20 protein-coding genes are annotated in these 17,007 nt (G+C 43.7%); 14 read left to right on the forward strand and 6 right to left on the reverse strand.

Annotation, left to right across the window (positions count from 1 at the left end; genetic code table 11):
- Nucleotides 1–88 precede the first annotated feature (88 nt).
- From DQQ10_RS11470 to DQQ10_RS11480, 3 genes are read left to right on the forward strand one after another with little or no spacing between them, the layout of a single operon-like run.
- Nucleotides 89–637, forward strand: a complete 549-nt coding sequence (locus tag DQQ10_RS11470) for an RNA polymerase sigma factor (protein WP_112747016.1) — start codon at nucleotides 89–91, stop codon at nucleotides 635–637.
- Nucleotides 618–887: a hypothetical protein gene (locus DQQ10_RS11475; protein WP_133259621.1), complete on the forward strand. Its 270-nt coding sequence runs from the start codon at nucleotides 618–620 to the stop codon at nucleotides 885–887. The genes DQQ10_RS11470 and DQQ10_RS11475 overlap by 20 nt, the downstream gene beginning before the upstream one ends.
- Before the next feature lie 5 nt (nucleotides 888–892).
- Nucleotides 893–1,564, forward strand: a complete 672-nt coding sequence (locus tag DQQ10_RS11480; RefSeq protein ID WP_112747018.1) for an ATP-dependent Clp protease proteolytic subunit — start codon at nucleotides 893–895, stop codon at nucleotides 1,562–1,564.
- Nucleotides 1,565–1,567: 3 nt separating this feature from the next.
- On the opposite strand, the gene DQQ10_RS11485 is transcribed toward DQQ10_RS11480, so the two are convergent.
- Nucleotides 1,568–2,209, reverse strand: a complete 642-nt coding sequence (locus DQQ10_RS11485) for a hypothetical protein (RefSeq protein WP_112747019.1) — start codon at nucleotides 2,207–2,209, stop codon at nucleotides 1,568–1,570.
- Nucleotides 2,210–2,384: 175 nt separating this feature from the next.
- Between DQQ10_RS11485 and rpiA the strand changes: the two genes are divergently transcribed.
- Nucleotides 2,385–3,056 carry a ribose-5-phosphate isomerase RpiA gene (gene rpiA / locus DQQ10_RS11490; protein ID WP_112747020.1) on the forward strand — a complete coding sequence of 224 codons (672 nt, stop codon included), beginning with the start codon at nucleotides 2,385–2,387 and terminating at the stop codon, nucleotides 3,054–3,056.
- A gap of 18 nt (nucleotides 3,057–3,074) precedes the next feature.
- On the opposite strand, the gene ygiD is transcribed toward rpiA, so the two are convergent.
- Nucleotides 3,075–3,905: a 4,5-DOPA-extradiol-dioxygenase gene (ygiD, locus tag DQQ10_RS11495; RefSeq protein ID WP_112747274.1), complete on the reverse strand. Its 831-nt coding sequence runs from the start codon at nucleotides 3,903–3,905 to the stop codon at nucleotides 3,075–3,077.
- A gap of 346 nt (nucleotides 3,906–4,251) precedes the next feature.
- Here ygiD and DQQ10_RS11500 point away from each other — a divergent pair, with 346 nt between their 5' ends.
- The 4 genes from DQQ10_RS11500 to DQQ10_RS11515 all read left to right on the forward strand — a co-directional run bounded on the left by DQQ10_RS11500 (nucleotide 4,252) and on the right by DQQ10_RS11515 (nucleotide 7,771).
- Nucleotides 4,252–4,788, forward strand: a complete 537-nt coding sequence (locus DQQ10_RS11500; RefSeq protein WP_112747021.1) for an SRPBCC family protein — start codon at nucleotides 4,252–4,254, stop codon at nucleotides 4,786–4,788.
- A gap of 74 nt (nucleotides 4,789–4,862) precedes the next feature.
- Nucleotides 4,863–5,225: a hypothetical protein gene (locus tag DQQ10_RS11505; RefSeq protein ID WP_112747022.1), complete on the forward strand. Its 363-nt coding sequence runs from the start codon at nucleotides 4,863–4,865 to the stop codon at nucleotides 5,223–5,225.
- A gap of 50 nt (nucleotides 5,226–5,275) precedes the next feature.
- Nucleotides 5,276–6,106 (forward strand): hypothetical protein, encoded by an 831-nt coding sequence (locus DQQ10_RS11510; RefSeq protein ID WP_133259622.1) that lies wholly within the window; start codon nucleotides 5,276–5,278, stop codon nucleotides 6,104–6,106.
- 126 nt (nucleotides 6,107–6,232) lie between these two features.
- Complete coding sequence (locus DQQ10_RS11515; protein WP_317047936.1) at nucleotides 6,233–7,771, forward strand: alpha-isopropylmalate synthase regulatory domain-containing protein; 1,539 nt, start codon at nucleotides 6,233–6,235, stop codon at nucleotides 7,769–7,771.
- Nucleotides 7,772–7,792: 21 nt separating this feature from the next.
- Here DQQ10_RS11515 and DQQ10_RS11520 read toward each other — a convergent pair whose 3' ends face one another.
- Nucleotides 7,793–8,629 (reverse strand): YARHG domain-containing protein, encoded by an 837-nt coding sequence (locus tag DQQ10_RS11520; RefSeq protein ID WP_165823902.1) that lies wholly within the window; start codon nucleotides 8,627–8,629, stop codon nucleotides 7,793–7,795.
- 22 nt (nucleotides 8,630–8,651) lie between these two features.
- On the opposite strand from DQQ10_RS11520, the gene DQQ10_RS11525 reads away from it, so the two are divergent.
- The 4 genes from DQQ10_RS11525 (at nucleotide 8,652) to DQQ10_RS11535 (ending at nucleotide 11,394) form a co-directional block, all read left to right on the forward strand.
- Nucleotides 8,652–9,302 (forward strand): DUF2306 domain-containing protein, encoded by a 651-nt coding sequence (locus tag DQQ10_RS11525; RefSeq protein WP_112747275.1) that lies wholly within the window; start codon nucleotides 8,652–8,654, stop codon nucleotides 9,300–9,302.
- A gap of 549 nt (nucleotides 9,303–9,851) precedes the next feature.
- The gene (locus DQQ10_RS28310; RefSeq protein ID WP_262511768.1) at nucleotides 9,852–9,983 is read left to right on the forward strand and encodes a hypothetical protein; all 132 of its coding nucleotides are present in this window, start codon (nucleotides 9,852–9,854) and stop codon (nucleotides 9,981–9,983) included.
- A 49-nt stretch (nucleotides 9,984–10,032) separates the two neighbouring features.
- Entirely contained in the window at nucleotides 10,033–10,413 is a 381-nt protein-coding gene (locus DQQ10_RS11530) for an SWIB/MDM2 domain-containing protein (RefSeq protein WP_185147030.1), read from the forward strand.
- A gap of 126 nt (nucleotides 10,414–10,539) precedes the next feature.
- Complete coding sequence (locus DQQ10_RS11535) at nucleotides 10,540–11,394, forward strand: RDD family protein (protein WP_112747026.1); 855 nt, start codon at nucleotides 10,540–10,542, stop codon at nucleotides 11,392–11,394.
- Here the strand turns inward: DQQ10_RS11535 and pgeF are convergent, their stop codons facing one another.
- Together pgeF and DQQ10_RS11545 are read right to left on the reverse strand one after the other, a co-directional pair.
- Nucleotides 11,395–12,162: a peptidoglycan editing factor PgeF gene (gene pgeF, locus DQQ10_RS11540; RefSeq protein WP_112747027.1), complete on the reverse strand. Its 768-nt coding sequence runs from the start codon at nucleotides 12,160–12,162 to the stop codon at nucleotides 11,395–11,397.
- Nucleotides 12,163–12,221: 59 nt separating this feature from the next.
- Entirely contained in the window at nucleotides 12,222–13,130 is a 909-nt protein-coding gene (locus tag DQQ10_RS11545; RefSeq protein ID WP_112747028.1) for a hypothetical protein, read from the reverse strand.
- A 448-nt stretch (nucleotides 13,131–13,578) separates the two neighbouring features.
- Here DQQ10_RS11545 and DQQ10_RS11550 point away from each other — a divergent pair, with 448 nt between their 5' ends.
- Together DQQ10_RS11550 and DQQ10_RS11555 are read left to right on the forward strand one after the other, a co-directional pair.
- On the forward strand, nucleotides 13,579–15,003 hold the full coding sequence (locus DQQ10_RS11550) for a serine hydrolase (protein ID WP_165823903.1): 1,425 nt from the start codon (nucleotides 13,579–13,581) through the stop codon (nucleotides 15,001–15,003).
- A gap of 43 nt (nucleotides 15,004–15,046) precedes the next feature.
- On the forward strand, nucleotides 15,047–15,925 hold the full coding sequence (locus DQQ10_RS11555; RefSeq protein ID WP_112747030.1) for a polysaccharide lyase: 879 nt from the start codon (nucleotides 15,047–15,049) through the stop codon (nucleotides 15,923–15,925).
- A gap of 58 nt (nucleotides 15,926–15,983) precedes the next feature.
- On the opposite strand, the gene DQQ10_RS11560 is transcribed toward DQQ10_RS11555, so the two are convergent.
- A complete protein-coding gene (locus tag DQQ10_RS11560; protein ID WP_112747031.1) occupies nucleotides 15,984–17,003 on the reverse strand; it encodes a LacI family DNA-binding transcriptional regulator in 1,020 nt (339 codons plus the stop codon).
- Nucleotides 17,004–17,007: the final 4 nt, after the last annotated feature.

Genomic DNA, 17,007 nt, shown 5'->3' on the forward strand with positions numbered 1-17,007 from the left:
CTTGACGGTCGTCATTTTTTTTAAAAAAAGTCACAATTAAGGGTGATATTTATCTTTCCTAAGGCACAAGCTATTAAATACATTGCTTATGGTCGAAATCGTTGAACATCCTCCTGTAGAGGCGCAAATCGCGTTGGACTTCGAAGCGTTGTACAAGCGCACGTTTCCAGTCGTTGCCAAGCTTGTGCACAAATGGAATGGGTCTTTGGACGACGCGAAAGACGTATTCCATGATGGACTCGTGTTGCTTTATGAAAAAATGCAAGACGGCGTACAATTTCAGACTTCGCGTGAGGCATATCTTGTTGGCATCTGTAAGAATCTTTGGGTTAAAAAGTTTTCAAAGGATGTGGCCAAGGTTGCCCTCGACGAAATAGAGCGATCAATAGAAATCCCCGGTGATTTTTATCCGACGGTAAACACGCAACATTTACTAACGATGTTGATGTCGACTGGGAAGCGTTGTCTTGCCTTATTGGAAGCCATGTATTTTAAAGGTAAATCTGTTGAACGGGTTGCTCAAGATCTTGGCTACAGTGGTGAGCACTCTGCTTCGGTTCAGAAGTACAAATGCCTGGAGAAAATGAGGGAGCAAATCCGAAACAAAAATATTGCTTATGAGGACTTCCTTGAATGAAATTAGGACTGTAGAGCGGTACGTGGATGGTTCGCTGTCTTCGCTAGAGCAACTTTCATTTGAAAGGCAACTCAAGAATGATCCGGCCCTTCGTTTGAATGTATTTTTGCAACGGAAGGTATACACGCTCTTAAAACATTATCGCCGGAAGAATTTGAAAGAAAGCGCACGCGCTGTGCATGACAAACTCTTTGATGATCCAGTGAATGCTGGATTCAAAGATTCCATACTTAGAATTTTTAAATCTTAAATTTTATGGTGCAATCGAATTTAGTGCCCATGGTAATTGATAGCAGTTCCCGTGGAGAGAGAGCCTATGACATTTTTAGTCTGCTATTGAAGGAAAGAATTGTATTCTTAGGTACAGGTGTAAACGATTCTATCGCAAACCTTATCGTTGCGCAGTTGCTGTATTTAAACAGTCTTGATCCTAAGCGGGATATTCAACTCTATATCAATAGTCCGGGCGGAAGTGTTTACGCTGGGCTGGCTATTTATGATGCGATGCAAATGATACAAGCATCGGTGTCAACGGTGGCTGTAGGAGTAACCGCGAGTATGGCTACAGCCTTACTTTGTTCAGGTGCAAAGGGAAAGCGATACTCCTTGCCGCATGCAACCATTCATATGCATCCGACGAGTAGTGGCACTCAAGGTTATACGGAAGATGTTCGCATTGCTACACGTGAGCAAGAAAGACTTCAAACGCAGCTATTTCACTTAATGGGAAAACACACGGGGCATACTTGGCAAGAAATAGAGGAAGTGTTTATTCGCGATAAATTTATGAGTGCGCCTGAAGCGAAAGCATTCGGATTGATAGACGAAGTAATGGGCGATGTCTCGGATGTGATTACCTTGAATCGCCCGGAAATTACCATGAGCTTGTTTAACGATCAGCAACTTGCTCCGGCAGCTTCGTCGTGAAGATCATTTTGAGATAACAAGAGACTTAAACTCACCTCCTGAACCTTCACCGGTCCAGAGTGCGATACCACCGGTGTTCGACGTTGAAAGTCGCGCTACTTTCAAGCTAGGTGTGGCGCTGTTGTTTACATACACCAGAACTTCTTGGTCGGTAACTTCTATTTTAGCACGGAACCAATCATTTGCGTTCGGGGCGTTGTCGATTGCCTTTTCAAATTCACCGTTACGCTCTTCCCGTAGTTTGTACCACGTATAAACTGGCTGGAATACGTATTGCACGGCGTGAATTTTTCGAATGGGATCTTCTGCGTGGAAATTGAAAGGTCGAAAATAAATTGCTTCAAAGGTGGAGTCATTCTGAATGTGAAAAGCGACGCCGATGAAACTCTTCTGGACAACGTCTTTACCTTTCAAATCAACTTCGATTGTGCCGGTCGTAAACGTTACATCCTTAATGGTAGCCAATCCCTGACCTGATCGTTCATCGAGCTTGATGGATTTTGTTTTTGTGTCAACTACCAATGCCCGATTGGACATCACAAGTTTTTTGTCATTGGCAAGTTTGCTAAGATCAAACTTTGATTGTGCTACCGACGCCAAAGAAATCATCGATAAAACAACGATGGAGAGTTTTGTTTTTAACATGCGTGTAATTGGGTTTGTGAGAATTTAACTCAGGTTGAAGGTAACGTATTATCAAGGATTCTCTCCACACTTTGATGTGAGTGGCCAATACGATCCATGTCTGAAAAAAAAGGAAGTTGCTTAAAATAGTGTTAACGAAAATAAATCGTTTATTTTGAGGCTTATCTCAATTGATATGAACGCTAAACAAATTGCTGCAGAACGTGCCGTTGACTATGTAAAAGATGGTATGATTGTCGGACTTGGAACAGGCTCTACGGCTTACTTTGCAATTCAAAAAATTGGATCGCTTGTAAAGCAGGGAATGAAAATCAAAGCCATAGCGAGTTCTCAGGCATCCGATGATCTCGCGCGACAACTCGGCATTCCTTTATTGGAGCCCGGGAATGAGCAGCAAATTGATGTATCGATAGACGGCGCGGACGAAGTTGACACAAATGGAAACCTGATCAAAGGCGGCGGCGGTGCACTTCTTCGCGAAAAGATATTGGCTACCAATAGCAAAAAATTCTTCGTTGTCGTCGATGAGTCGAAACTTGTTACTAAACTAGGTAAGTTCAAATTGCCAGTAGAAATAATCAAGTTTGGATCTGTTTTAACCTTAGCCAAGCTCGAAGCACTTGGAGGGAAACCGGTGGTTCGCCAAAAAGATGGAAAAGATTTTAATACCGATAACGGTAACCTCATTGCCGATTGTTCATTCTATCCAATCGAAGATCCGAAAGCATTGCACGAACAATTGAAGCAACTCACTGGCGTAGTAGAAACTGGGATTTTTCCTACCGAGGTTGTTACTGCGGTAATTGCCGCCTATGCTTCGGGTGAGACAAAACAATTCGATTATTAGAAACGGATAACAACCGGGTCATCCTAGCATCACCGACGTCATCGTTAATGAGCCGCCGACGACTTTGTCATTGAAAAATGAAATTTTGTCTTTAGGCGTTTGTAATCCGAGTGTATATAATAGAGGAATGTAATGTTCTGCAGTTGGAATAGCATTCCGAAAATCTGGCCCCAGCTTCTCGTAGTCGATCAATGCCCGGTGATCTCCTTTCGTAATCAAGTTTTTAAACTGATCGTTGGCAGCGATTGCCCAGTCATAACCATATTCTGGTTCTGCAAGTTTATCCCAGGCCACCATGCGTAAGTTGTGCACCATATTTCCACTACCAATAATGAGTACGCCTTTCTTACGAAGTGACAATAGCTCACGGGTTAGCTCATAATGATATTGGAGTGGTTTTGAATAGTCAATGCTCAGTTGAAGTACAGGAATATTCGCTGCGGGATACATATGTCGCACGACAGTCCAAGTGCCATGATCGAGACCCCAATCATGATCGAGTTCCACTTTTGTATGGAAAAGTTCTGCCGTGGTTTTCGCTAGCGCCGGATTGCCAGGTGCGGGATATTGCACTGCAAAAAGTTCCGGTGGAAACCCGCCGAAATCATGAATGGTCCTAGGGAAATTCATCGCTGTAATGCGTGTTCCTTTACTTAGCCAATGCGCCGACACAACAAGAACAGCTTTGGGTTGCGGGATGTCTTGTCCTAACTTTTTCCATTGCGCACTAAAGGTATTGTCTTCGATGCCATTCATCGGAGAGCCATGACCAATAAAAAGCACAGGCATTACATTGCCGTCTTGCGCCAATTCATTTGTAAATTTATTGAATGCCGTTAGTGTAGTCATACCAATCACTCCTTTCGCTATTGTTTCAAGTACTGTTCGCCGCTTCATTCTAACAACAAAAATACTGTGCATGGTTCGGCGAAGTCCTTGAACTAGATTAAGAAAGCAATCTCGTGTTACGTTTTCTCCATGATCATTCGTAAATCAAGCGAAGTGATGCATTTCTAACATCAATCGAATTGCAGATTTAAACTGCGCATCCACGGCACAGCGACCAGCGATAACGCTGCTATTTTATTGTGTTAAAGACCATCCATCCCTGCGTAATTCCAATTGGTAACAAGTTGCTTTTTGTGTGTCGAGAAAAAAGCTCATTTTCGTTTCAACAACCTAACACCCTTGTAAAATGAAAGCATTTAAAAAGATCCTGATCGGTTTGGGGATCCTTGTCGTTCTCCTCGTTGTAGTGTCATTCTTCTTACCGTCGAAAATTCATGTTGAAAGAAGTTTGATCATCAATGCATCGCAAGAGACCGTATACGGGCTCGTTGTTGATTTGAAAAAGTGGGATCAATGGAGCGCATGGCACAAGATGGATCCGAACATGAAAGTCACGTATGCGGATAAATCAGAAGGCGCCGGTGCGAGCTATAGCTGGTCGAGTGAAGATTCTAACCTCGGCGACGGCACTATTAAAATAGCCGAAGCTGTTCCTTACGATAAGATCACATTGGAAATGTATTTCGGCGGTAGCCCTGAACCTTCGTGGGGAGGTTGGACTTTTGAGAAAACGCAGGAAGGAACCAAAGCAACGAATACAATGGACATGGATGCCGGTATGAATCCTTTTATGCGCTGGATGGGAACGATGATGGATGCCATGGTTGGGCCTCAGTTCGACAAGAGTTTGAATAGCCTGAAGGAAGTTGCTGAGCGCAAATAGCGATTGGCTAAATGAAATCACCACCCGGCTAAGTCCGGGTTTTTTTATGACTTTTGATTTTTAAACTTTTGACGATGTTTGAAACAATTTCAATATCGCTATCGGGTTGGGCAGGTTCACCAATAAGAAACAGTCCATTAGCGATGCTTCAATTTTTACAACAACACCAAGATAAGATAGATGAACTGTTGCGCAATCATTGGTATAGAAAGCGTGGCAGTATTTCGAGCGTTGCGATTGATGAACATTCGATAGATTTCAGCAACGCAACTTCTGGAATTTTTAAGGTGAAGTACCAGGTGTCTTTCACCTTCGCTTGTGAAGATGTTGTGCACGATCACCGTGAGGAGATGAACATCAAGTTTCAGATTTCGGACGATAAGCGCGCTTTGATTTTATCGAGTGAGCCAGAACCTGAACGCATCGATGAGCTATGACCGAAAAAAACGGCCAGGTTTTTGTTTATGGATTGGAAACCCCTCGTTATATGAAAATCATTATCACACTTACATTCCTTTTTACATCCTGTATCGTATTCGGTCAACGTCACTTTCGTGACTATGACTTTTCAAAGGTGGATCACACCACTTTAGATCGCGACGAGCTCATGGCCTATCATGATTCTTTGTACAAAGCATCATCAATGGACTCGATTATGGCGCTTATTCACTATCGTGATTCCAAGACGTATTCGCCACAGTACATATCGTTTAACATTGGGCTATTTGCGCAAACTGCTTCACTTAAATCATTGAATCGTGGGCTTGTGCAAGCCGGTCTAGATGAAATTGGTGATGTGTTCGCGACCATTCCTTTTGGATTTTCATTCAAAGGAAATCGATGGATGGGCGATTATTTTGTTTCGCCTGTAATACGGAATAAAGTTGAAGACGACACACGACGACTTGACGTGAACGGTGCATCGATCGGCTTCAGCGTGGGCTACGATCTCCTTCATGCGAAGCGTTTTCAGTTGTATCCTCAAGCAGGATTATCGTATGATCTTTATACTGTAAAATCGTATAACAGGAATTTCAAAAATGACGTGACACAAGTTGATCAGCTATTCAATGTTGCAGGCAACACGTCGATGACGCGCCGTAGTTTGAATTTTAACTACGGTTTGGAGCTCGATTACTTCGCGCTGTTCGATGCCGGCAATGGCGTGATTGTTGGCTTCGTCTATGGCATGTCCGTTGAAGCGATTCCAGGTAAGTTTAAAATCGAACGAGACAAAGCATCACTCGACTTGAACGACGACTTTCTTCGGCAATCGTATTTTGGGATTGTCTTGAAAATGGCGACCAAGGATTTCTAGTCCAAACTAACGCCCGTTTAACGCGTTAAAATTCATTCAAATCTTTCTCTAGTATAACGCTCTTCCTTGCGCAGGTAGAAGAAGTATCTGTAATTTCGAAGTCCCGTTTTCCAACCATAAGAAAACGTGCGGAAGAAGGATATGTACATCGAGATCATGGATACCACCCTGCGTGATGGGGAGCAAACTTCAGGTGTGTCTTACACAGCAACCGAGAAGTTGAATATTGCAAAAATGTTGTTGGAGGAGGTAAAAGTCGATCGTATTGAGATCGCGTCTGCACGCATTAGCGATGGTGAATACGAAGCTGCTCTTAAAATTCTGAAGTGGGGAAAAGATAACAACTATCTCGACCGCATTGAGATCCTCGGTTTTGTTGATGATAATCGATCCCTTGATTGGATTCATAAAGCTGGCGGTAAAGTGATCAACCTTCTTTGCAAAGGTTCTTTGAAGCATGTGCAAGGACAACTTCGTAAATCTCCTGAAGAGCATGTGGCCGACATCAAGAAGGCTTTGGCGCATGCAGAAACATTGGGGATCAAAGTGAATGTTTACTTCGAAGATTGGTCGAATGGTATGCGTAACTCACCAGAGTACGTATTTTTTCTCACCCATGCATTGAAGGATGAAAAGATCGCGCGATTCATGTTACCCGATACGTTGGGTGTTTTAAATCCGGACGAAGCGTTCAGCTACATGAAACAAATGGTTGACAAATTTCCTGGATTACATTTCGATTTGCATGCGCATAACGACTACGACCTTTCTGTGGCAAATTGTTTTGCAGGCGTGAAAGCTGGCGCTGCAGGATTACATGTTACCGTGAATGGTCTAGGTGAGCGCGCTGGAAACACGCCGTTGTCAAGCGTCGTAGCCATGTTGAAGGATCATCTTCAAGTGAATTTTTCCGTTGACGAAGCGAAGCTTGTTGGCGTAAGTAAGTTGGTTGAAGTGTTCTCGGGTATTGGTGTTCCGAAAAATAAACCGGTGGTTGGTGAGCACGTGTTCACTCAAACTTGTGGTGTCCATGCGGATGGCGATAACAAAGGAAACCTCTATCATAATGAGTTGATACCGGAACGTTTCGGCAGGAGCCGCAAATATGCCCTAGGGAAAACTTCGGGAAATGCGAGTATCAAAAAAAATCTGGAAGAATTGGGGATTGAACTTGATCCGGAATCACTGCGACGGGTAACACAGCGTGTTGTTGAGCTTGGCGACAAAAAGGAAAATATTTCGACAGAAGATCTTCCTTATATTATTTCCGACGTGCTGGGCAGAGAAGCCGTTGCGGAAAAGATCAAGATCAGAAATTACTATTCAAGTCACGTCTACAACTTAAAACCGGTGTCGACGCTTAGCATTGAAATCGATGGTAAGGTTTATGAGGCGACGTCGACCGGCGATGGTCAGTATGATGCGTTCATGCAAGCGGTCAAATCCATTTATGACCAACTCGGTAAAAAACTACCACAGTTAACGGACTATGAAATATCGATTCCTCCAGGAGGAAGAACCGATGCGTTCGTAGAGACAATCATCACATGGGAACTCGATGAGTGGGTATTCAAAACCCGCGGCTTCGAATCCGATCAGCAGGCTGCGGCCATCACAGCTACCTTGAAAATGCTCAACCTGGTGGAGAGCAAAGTAAAAGCGTAGTTGCGTCGAGGAGACCGTCGATTACCGTCCATAGTCGTCGTAGTGCTCTTCTTGATATTTTTCGTAAACGTAAATCAGGTCAATGTTCTGCACTTCAACGTCGGTTAAATTATCCCGAATATCGATTCCCATGGGTACATACCATGCTGTTGTATCGAAGTAGGCGCGCATTTCTTTGTCTTTAAAGGAATAGCCATGTCGGGCATAGATTTCATTACGCATCAGCGCGAGTTCTTCCAGTGCGAGGTCATACACGTCACTTTCTTCAAGAACTCTTTGTGAAGCAATCTCAAAAATGCCATGGTCGGTGGAATAGACAAAGTCGGTTTTGTGAAGGACAAATGTTTTCGCTGAGGCCGCCCCTTTCTTGAAAGGGCTCCATGTGCCCTTCATCTGGTTGCTGCTGGTGCGTATCGTAAATTCGAAATGACCGTCGTATTGATCCGTGCCAGGTTCGTCCATGGTAAAAGTGTAGACTGAGTCGCTATTGTTTTTAACGGAACCTGTAATGGGTCTGAAGTTTCCGGCGCACACGGTATAGCCAAGTGCTTTGTTATCCTGAATCTCGGCAATGGCAATATTGATTTTGTTTTTCCCGAACGCGCCCACCCAGTAACCTACCACGGGGTTGTTCTTATTCGCCTCCAACTTCTCGATGGCATTTTCAATTTGTATTTGCTCTTCGGACTTTTCGGGCCCGATCTTCCGAGCGTCGATCTTTACAGCTCGCATTTCGGGTGTGGCCGCACTGGTACTACTATCGACAGGCGTGGCCGTGCTACCTGTTTTTTCTTTGGATGTACAACTGAAGAAAAGGGCAGCGATAAGAAAGGCCGGGGCGAAGGTTCTGATTTTCATATAACGATTAACTTTGGGTGTAATGGTAAGGAGGAATACATTAAAGGTAACTAAATTTTTAGCGTTGGTGACGCTTCTGTTCTTCAGTTTCCTCATGTTGCGGATCACCCTTCCATATCTTTCGCTCGAGCGTGATGTGCGTTTTCTTCAGATCAAACGCGCGGTAATCGACAATGATGGTTGGCGTACGGCGTTTTTCGTGCATGTTTTCAGTAGCATCTTTTTGTTGATAGCTGGTTTTACACAATTCTTTTCGCCATTGAAGAAGCGGTACAGCGCGGTTCACAAGCTCGTGGGGAAGATGTATGTCGTGATTTTGTTGTTCATCTCAGGACCAGCCGGGTTGATCATGGCTTTTTATGCCAATGGTGGATGGACATCGCAGCTTGCTTTTGTGACATTGAGTTTCTTTTGGCTATGGACAACGGCGAAAGCATGGTTGGCGATTCGCGATCGTGATTTCGTCTCCCACGGTGAATGGATGATCAGGAGTTTTGCACTCACATTATCCGCATTAACGCTCCGCGCCTGGAAGTTTGTTCTGGTGATGATACTTCATCCACCACCCATGACGCTTTACATGATCGTTGCATGGCTCGGTTGGATTCCGAATTTGCTTCTTGCCGAGTGGCTTATCAGGAAGCAATATGCGCCACGAATTTTGCGGGGATAGTTGTCGGTTGATGCGTGTCGTGTTATCATCATGAAGTACGATCGACGTTCATTTATCAGCGTTAAGCGTGTAACTTTTCAAAAAAAGTCACGCGGAAGCAAGCGCATTTGAAAATTTTTTTTGGTGATTTTTCCCTATGAAAGTGAACGCGATGCGAGATGATACATGCATGTTCTCATAGGAGAAATGATGTAGGTGTAAATTCTTCATGAATTACTTTTAGCAATAAAAAACACGGTTTTCCCTAGGGAAAACGCATTTTTTCATAGGAGAAAATGTGGATAACTTCAATGATGTAGGATGTGTGCCGCGTGATTGCAAGCCCTTTATGCGTCGATGTTGGCAACATTTTTTTTAGACAAGAAGTGTGTCGAGTTCTCCTATGAAAAACAGAAGATTAGGATAATTCAAAATGACACTCTACATTTAAGACGGTTTAGGTATGCGAACGTAGGGAAAGTTGAAGGTTGGAGAGCCGACAATGAGTATCGAAAAGCAGGAGAGACCTAGACTAAAACAAAATTATTAACCATTTAAATTAAAAACGCTATGGCAAAAACAGCGAAAAAATCTGCTAAGAAAGCAGCAAAGAAAAAAACAGCTAAGAAAGCAACTAAGAAAGTAGCAAAGAAGGCAGCTAAGAAAACTGCTAAGAAAGCTGCTAAGAAGAAGAAAGCTTAAGCTTAAGATCCGAAGAGGATTATTAAACCACTAAATTCTAAAAAACGCTATGGCAAAAACAGCGAAGAAAGCTGCAAAAAAAGCAGCTAAGAAAACGGCGAAAAAGGCCGTTAAGAAGGTAGCTAAGAAAGCGGCTAAGAAGGTAGCTAAAAAGAAAGCAGCTGCCCCTAAGAAAAAAAGAAAGCCGAACGCAGCGTTCATGGCTCCGCTTACTCCTAGCCCAGCACTCGCAGCAGTTGTAGGTAGCAAAGGCCTTCCAAGAACTCAAATCATTAAAAAGATCTGGGATTATATCAAAAAGAATGGTCTTCAAGACAAGAAAAACAGAAGAGCGATCAACGCTGATGCGAAACTTAAACTAGTTTTCGGTGGCAAAGATCAAATCACTATGTTCGAGCTTGCTAAAATCGTGAACAAGCACGTGAAGTAATCCTTGCGCATTACGCACAAAAAATAAACCCGACCTTTGGTTGGGTTTATTTTTTTATCCCCTCACCGCGATCATCAGCCACTAAAAGCTCTCCCTCGTATCACGGGCTTTTTGTACTTTAGAAGTATGGAACCTCGAATACTTTTTGAACATCGCAGAACGATCATTCCCATTGTCTGCTTCTTTTTCACATTGTTGTACTTTGCGCTCATTGCATCAGACCCCTTCATGATGCATGAAATTCTCGGACTAGAGCCTGTTTATTTCCCTTACCTTACCTTCTTCCGACCTTTCCGGGTTGATCTGCCATTCATCGGTCGCGTTCCGCTAGGCGACTATGGACTGATGTTTCCCACCGACCAACTCATACTCATGCCGCTATTCATCGGACTTGGTATCTGGTATCTAATCAAGGAAAGAGGATTGAAGTTGATTGCCTTTCTCGCCGCGTGCATCCTGGCGTTTAAACTTCTCATGGCAACAACACAAGTGCTGCGGATATTATTCGACAGACAAGGTTCCGAAGGAATTCTGGTAATCATGTCCTTTATTAGCCTGTTGATCGTTGGAGGTGCAGCGTTTATCGTGCTCCTCATCTTAAAAAATACCCCTACTAAAGTCACAACGTCTGCACCTTCTCTTTGGACTCGTTTCGTTGGCTATGCCATTGACTTGGTTTTGTTTGTGAACATAGTCCTCGCGTTGCGCTTCGAATCGTCAGGAATTATTGGACGGCTTTTACTATTGTTCCTCTTGGTTGTGTTTTACTTTTTCTTTGAACGCATCTTCTTCTTCACGCCTGGAAAAATATTACTGAACCTACGCGTACAGATGGTGGATGGTACTGTACCGGATGAGACAGCAGTGATGAAACGCACTTTCGCACGGCTAATTCCCTTGGAGCAATTGTCGTTTTTTAATAAAAGCGGTGGACTTCATGACACGCTTTCAAAAACGGAGGTTCGGAAAATCGAGGCTTAGTCAACGAAGCATAATGCCCGCGGCAAATCTGCCAGCGTCACCTTTTCTGGCAGAAAAGAAATGTTGATTGTTCTTAACCGTGCATAGGTCCGAAATTTCTATCTGATCGTCGGGCACGCCAAAGTCACGCAATTGGATTTTATTCGCTTGCCATAAATCCAGTTGCGCCTTGTCATTCGGCTTTTTAATCATCAAGCCACTATCATTTCCAAAAGCGCGCTCGACTTCCGCAATTACTTCGCCGCCCACTTCATATGATTCCTGACTCACCGAAGGGCCAATCCCCGCCACGATATCTTCGCCACGTGTGCCAAACGTTTCATTCATCTTCGCTAATGTCTTGGCCAAAATCCCTGCTACCGTGCCACGCCAACCTGAATGCACAGCACCTACAGCATGGTTGCACTTGTCGTAAAGCAGGATAGGAACACAATCGGCTGACATCACAGCAATACAAATTCCTTTTTCATTGCTGATGAGTGCATCTGTATCGAGTAGCGATTCTTTGGACGTATCATGCGTAACATGTACAATGCGCGTGAGGTGAACTTGCGAAGGAAGCACGAGCTTATCAGGCGTAATTCCCATCGCTTCGGCAACTAGCTTACGATTATGTTTTATTTCTTCTTTGTCGGGCGAGCTACCAAAACTAAGGGTAAGTTCTTTTTCTCCGCTTTGACGATCACTCACAAAATGATCAATGGCTGTTTCTTGAGCCAAGTTGTTAAAGTGCCAAAAGTAGATGCCGTTGCGTGAAATTCGTTTCATGGTGCAAAGCTACATGGGAAGTTTAAAGTTGAAAGATGCAAACAACTTTTTGGGGTGTGCTAAAAGTTGATCGTCGTGCCAATCAATATGCTGAAAGATTTACGATCAACGCCATTTAACCGCGTATTTTCAATTTGTCCATTTTTAAAAAATACGGTGTCGGTTCCGTGGCCGGTTTCGGAAAATTCATACTGCGGTTGAAGCAAAAGACAAACGTTTCTTGATATGTCATAGCTAACCTCCAGCACACTTCTGATGCCAAATCCTTTTGCGTAATGCTTGAAGCTAGTGGGATGTTGAAACTCATCTATTAAATTCCAATCGGCCACAGCATTGTAACGAAGTTGTCTGTAGCTGAAGATCGGTGCGATTTCGAAACGATCGGAGATTGCAAATCTTGTGACCAGCGATACGATCATGCCCTTCCAAATAGTTTCATAGCTGCTATTGAGTTTTTGATCGCCGAATGATTCATCATCAAGCAATTTGAGATCCGCCTGATCGCGTGTAAATCCCACCAAGGGCGCGAGCGAAATTCGATCACTGATATTGAAATGATATCCTATTTGCGCATCGAAAGCGAAGATAAATCCGTTATCAGCGTTTGCCTTGAAAAAAAAAGATTGGTTTGTACGATCGTCTCCCTGGTAGTCGGTGTCGGTAACGGTGCCCGAAACTGTTTTCTGGTATTTGGTCGACAACTTCAATAGAAATCGTTGTTTGATTTTTGCCGATACACCGATATCCAATAACGGGCCACGAACGTTTTTCCAATGCAATTCAGAAAGAATGTTTGGATTCTTCCCCTGAGAATTTCCGGCGATAGTCCAATGCAATCGCTCATCTCCAAAGCCCGTCGCAATCTTTACCGATAGCCTGTCCGTTGTTGTCGACGCCTGTGCGTAGCATTCAAGCTTCATGAGCAGAAGTATCGATACGGTAACAAGAAGGTGTATTGGTGTTTTCATGAAGGCGTGTCATTAAAGTTATGAAATGATCGCCAATCCGATCTTCCTTAAAGAAAAAGATTGCCAAAAAATAAGGTGACCTGGAATTGGGAACGAGACCGGAAATGTTTCATAAAAAAAATGTAGGGGTTAAAAAAATGTTCTGCGTCATCATCATACACGGAATGTATTGTGCTGCCGACGCACTGCTTATTTCAGTGCATGTGATGTTGAAGGACTGAATGAAGAAAATCTCAAACACATGACAGATCATTATTTTCGATCGCACACACCGCTTGATTTGAAATGGATTCGCTCCATTTTTTTTAACCCCTTAAACGCAATCGTTTGTGTTTTCACTAGGACTACCGTTGTGTTTGTATGCGGATTTTTATTGACATGTTGTGAAAACCCCAACAACCGTGTTGTTGAAATATCGACTTCACAAAAGCATGATATTCATTCGTTCGTGAACAAGATTCATCACACCTATCCAATTCCAGGGTTGGCTGTAGCGCTCGTCGATGCACAAGGTGTAAATTTCTTTTACGAAGGTGTCGCCGATAATAAACGCACTTCGTTCACCGATACTACTGTCTTTTATAGCGGAAATATCTCCGAACTATTGGTCGCCACTACGATTTTACGGTTGGTAGATGCGGATAAAATTTCTCTTGATGATCCCATTATAAAACACCTTCCGTATTTCAAACTCGGCGGCAACACTTATCGCGGGGTTACCATTCGCCATATGTTGACGCATGCGTCTGGCATTCCCCATCATGACGTGATTTTTGATCCCCCATCTTATGATGATCATGCGCTCGAAACAACTACGCGTAGTATTGAACATCAGCAACCGGATTTTCCCTTCGGCACAAAAATCAAGCGCTCGCCATACAACTACGACATCCTTGCAGACCTCGTAGCGAAAGTAACAGGTGATTCCTTTGAATCGTATGCGCGAAAAAATGTATTGATACCCTTGGGGATGAAACATTCGTCTTTCTCGGTTCGCGATCTATCATCACACAAACTGGCGCAACCTTTTCACATTTCAAATTGGCTTTCTTACGACCTCAAGCAATCGGATATGTATCCGTATAGTAGAGAGCACGCTGGCAGTCGTGGTTTACATACAACCTTGCATGACATCAGCCGCTGGTTGAAAATGATCCTCAACAACGGTGTCCTTGAAAAAAAGCAATTCTTACAAGAGAAAAGCATCCGCGAATTTTTCAAGCGGGCTTATCAAATTGACGCCAATCATTTCACCGGTATGGGGTGGGAGATAGAACACGCTGAGGAAAAGACTTTTTTTTCGAAAGGCGAAAATGCATATGGCTTCACGAGCAATCTCACTATCCTACCCGAAGAACGTGTAGGCGTGATAACCATAAGCAATATAAGCGGAGACTTCGAGGCAAACTTTGTGAATCAAGCAATTCTGAACTTGACCTTAAATAGGTTGCTACTACAAGTTAAGATTCCTGTGAGCATTCAATTTAGCAAGACGGTGGCTGCCACCGGATCACTCGATAGCGCATTCGCCTGGTATGAGATCATCGAAACACAACGGGACGTCTATGCGATTTCCGAGGAGGAACTAAGTCAGCCGGGGGTGAATTTGCTTTATCGGCTTAACAGGCCAGCAGATGCTATTCGCGTATTCGAATTTTGCTTGGAGCATTTTCCGGATTCACCAAACGTATACCTCAACATTGCGGAAGCACAGCTGATACAACAAGATCTACAAAAGGCCGCACAAGCATTGGCCAAAGCAAAGGATCTCAATCCGAAACATCCTGACCTTTTGGCGCGGATTGCTTTTGTGGAGGAACGATTAAAAGTAGGAGAAGAAAATGCACTGCTGTCGTCGCGCGCCAGGCCGTAAACGCACACACTAAACCAATCAATAATTACTTAACCCTTAAACTATGAAGTACAATTGGAAAATTGGAATGTCGAAGACGCCGCGCTTCGCGTTGCTCAAAATCTCGATGATGCTGATGGCGTTCACCGTATTCTCTTGTAAGGAGGATGTAGTCGAACCACAAGTTGTCGCTGACGGTGATGCCGCTACACCGCGTGCTATTTATTCATCCCGTACTGTGAACTGGAACAACTACGGAAATGGAACCTACGCTTCTGGATCTGCGGCTGCAGATTTTGGTAATGTAGGCGGATGGAATGACAGTCGTGCGTACATCTCAAGTGGGTCATGCCGTATTACGCTCTTGAAAAATGCGCTGTCTGGTGCAGGTGGTGTTATTGCAAATGTCGACGTATCGGATGGCTCTGCATATGAACTCGATTTTGATGTTCGTTACCATAGTCAGTTCGATTGGAGTCGTGGTGGTAAAGTAGGATTCGGATTCGGGATTGGCGACGGGAATGCCGGCGGCGATCCAGGATGGGATGGTAACGGTGGTAGCCTTCGTATCATGTGGTACAATACAGGTTCAAGAGTTTTCTTTCAACCTTATGTGTACTATCGAGATCAACCCGGACAGTTCGGCGATACGTTCGGTCGCAGTTATCCGTCAAGTGGATCAATCAACAAAGGTCAATGGTACAAAGTGCACATGTATGCGAAGAGTAACACCGGAAGCAGCACCAATGGCCACGTACAAATTGTAATCAATGGTACAGTAGTTCTCGATCAAGATATCCGTTGGACAACCAACGATGGCAAACGACTTATCAGAAATCTTTGGTTCCATACTTTCCGCGGTGGTAGCCAAGATTATTGGAAGTCCTCGATAGATAGCTACATCTATTACGATAACTTGTGGTTTAACAGAATCAGCAGCTAACGTGCGGTGACAGGTATGAAAGGTGGATCGAATGAAAAATTCATCCACCTTTTTAATGTTACGATTTTTTGCCGGCTGTACTTTCTCGAATAACAAGTTTACTCTTGACTAATTTTTTTTCAAGTTCTCTAGAGCCTTTGATTTGCCTCAGAAGCAATTCGGCAGCTGTGGTTCCTAAATCGTAGGAAGAAAGTTCGATACTACTCAAAGGCGGTTCTACAAACTTGCAAATATTCTCATTGTTGAATCCAAGCATCGCGATGTCTTCAGGGATTCTGATACCGTGCTTCTTAAAATGATACATCATCTCAATCGCCGCGTAGTCGTTGATCGCAAAAACAGCGTCAGGACGTTCAGGAAGATTGATCAATTGTTTTGTGTAAGCCTCGATATCACTGTTATGGAAATTGGAATGGATGATGTATTCATCTCGCAAGGGGAGGTTATGTTTCTTCAAGGCATCAGCATATCCTTGGAAGCGATGCTTGCTGACATATAAATTGAGTGGACCTGCAACAATAGCGATTTTATTTCGCCCTTGCGCGATTAAGTGCTCGGTGCCTTCGAAGGCAATTTCATAATTGTCTGTAACAACTTGAGATGTTTGCAGCGATTCGCTGATGCGATCAAAAAATACTACCGGAATATTTCGCTGTAACAACGCATCGAAGTGGTCGGTGTGATCTGTTTCACTGGATACGGAAATGATAACGCCGTCGACATGTGCTGCGATCAGAGATTGCAAATTATTCTTTTCAGTTGTAGATGATTCATCGGATTGACAAATCATCACATTATACCCAGCGAGGTTTGCAATACGCTGAATTCCGCCAATAGCTTTTGCGAAAAATCGATTGACCGTTTCCGGTATAATGACGCCGATAATATTAGTGCGTTGTTGTTTAAGATTGAGCGCGATGGTGTTGGGGGCATAGTTCAATTTGCGTGCTACTTCGATTACACGTTGTCGTGTTTCAGCGTTGACATCGGTATGTTCGGAAAGCGCGCGCGACACCGTCGACTTAGATATGCCAAGCATTTTGGCGATATCTTTTATGGTGACAGAACTGGAGCTCATGCAG

Origin of the sequence: Pseudochryseolinea flava (assembly GCF_003286915.1) — a bacterium.
Lineage (GTDB): Bacteria > Bacteroidota > Bacteroidia > Cytophagales > Cyclobacteriaceae > Ohtaekwangia > Ohtaekwangia flava.

Bases quoted from the DNA above. Each gene is read 5' to 3' on its own strand.
- DQQ10_RS11560 (WP_112747031.1), bottom strand. From the start codon at position 17,003: ATGAGCTCCAGTTCTGTCACCATAAAAGATATCGCCAAAATGCTTGGC.
- rpiA (WP_112747020.1), top strand. From the start codon at position 2,385: ATGAACGCTAAACAAATTGCTGCAGAACGTGCCGTTGACTATGTAAAA.
- DQQ10_RS11475 (WP_133259621.1), top strand. From the start codon at position 618: ATGAGGACTTCCTTGAATGAAATTAGGACTGTAGAGCGGTACGTGGAT.
- DQQ10_RS11530 (WP_185147030.1), top strand. From the start codon at position 10,033: ATGGCAAAAACAGCGAAGAAAGCTGCAAAAAAAGCAGCTAAGAAAACG.
- DQQ10_RS11525 (WP_112747275.1), top strand. From the start codon at position 8,652: ATGGTAAGGAGGAATACATTAAAGGTAACTAAATTTTTAGCGTTGGTG.
- DQQ10_RS11480 (WP_112747018.1), top strand. From the start codon at position 893: ATGGTGCAATCGAATTTAGTGCCCATGGTAATTGATAGCAGTTCCCGT.
- DQQ10_RS11545 (WP_112747028.1), bottom strand. From the start codon at position 13,130: ATGAAAACACCAATACACCTTCTTGTTACCGTATCGATACTTCTGCTC.
- DQQ10_RS11500 (WP_112747021.1), top strand. From the start codon at position 4,252: ATGAAAGCATTTAAAAAGATCCTGATCGGTTTGGGGATCCTTGTCGTT.
- DQQ10_RS28310 (WP_262511768.1), top strand. From the start codon at position 9,852: ATGGCAAAAACAGCGAAAAAATCTGCTAAGAAAGCAGCAAAGAAAAAA.
- DQQ10_RS11555 (WP_112747030.1), top strand. From the start codon at position 15,047: ATGAAGTACAATTGGAAAATTGGAATGTCGAAGACGCCGCGCTTCGCG.
- DQQ10_RS11510 (WP_133259622.1), top strand. From the start codon at position 5,276: ATGAAAATCATTATCACACTTACATTCCTTTTTACATCCTGTATCGTA.
- DQQ10_RS11470 (WP_112747016.1), top strand. From the start codon at position 89: ATGGTCGAAATCGTTGAACATCCTCCTGTAGAGGCGCAAATCGCGTTG.
- ygiD (WP_112747274.1), bottom strand. From the start codon at position 3,905: ATGACTACACTAACGGCATTCAATAAATTTACAAATGAATTGGCGCAA.
- pgeF (WP_112747027.1), bottom strand. From the start codon at position 12,162: ATGAAACGAATTTCACGCAACGGCATCTACTTTTGGCACTTTAACAAC.
- DQQ10_RS11520 (WP_165823902.1), bottom strand. From the start codon at position 8,629: ATGAAAATCAGAACCTTCGCCCCGGCCTTTCTTATCGCTGCCCTTTTC.
- DQQ10_RS11485 (WP_112747019.1), bottom strand. From the start codon at position 2,209: ATGTTAAAAACAAAACTCTCCATCGTTGTTTTATCGATGATTTCTTTG.
- DQQ10_RS11505 (WP_112747022.1), top strand. From the start codon at position 4,863: ATGTTTGAAACAATTTCAATATCGCTATCGGGTTGGGCAGGTTCACCA.
- DQQ10_RS11535 (WP_112747026.1), top strand. From the start codon at position 10,540: ATGGAACCTCGAATACTTTTTGAACATCGCAGAACGATCATTCCCATT.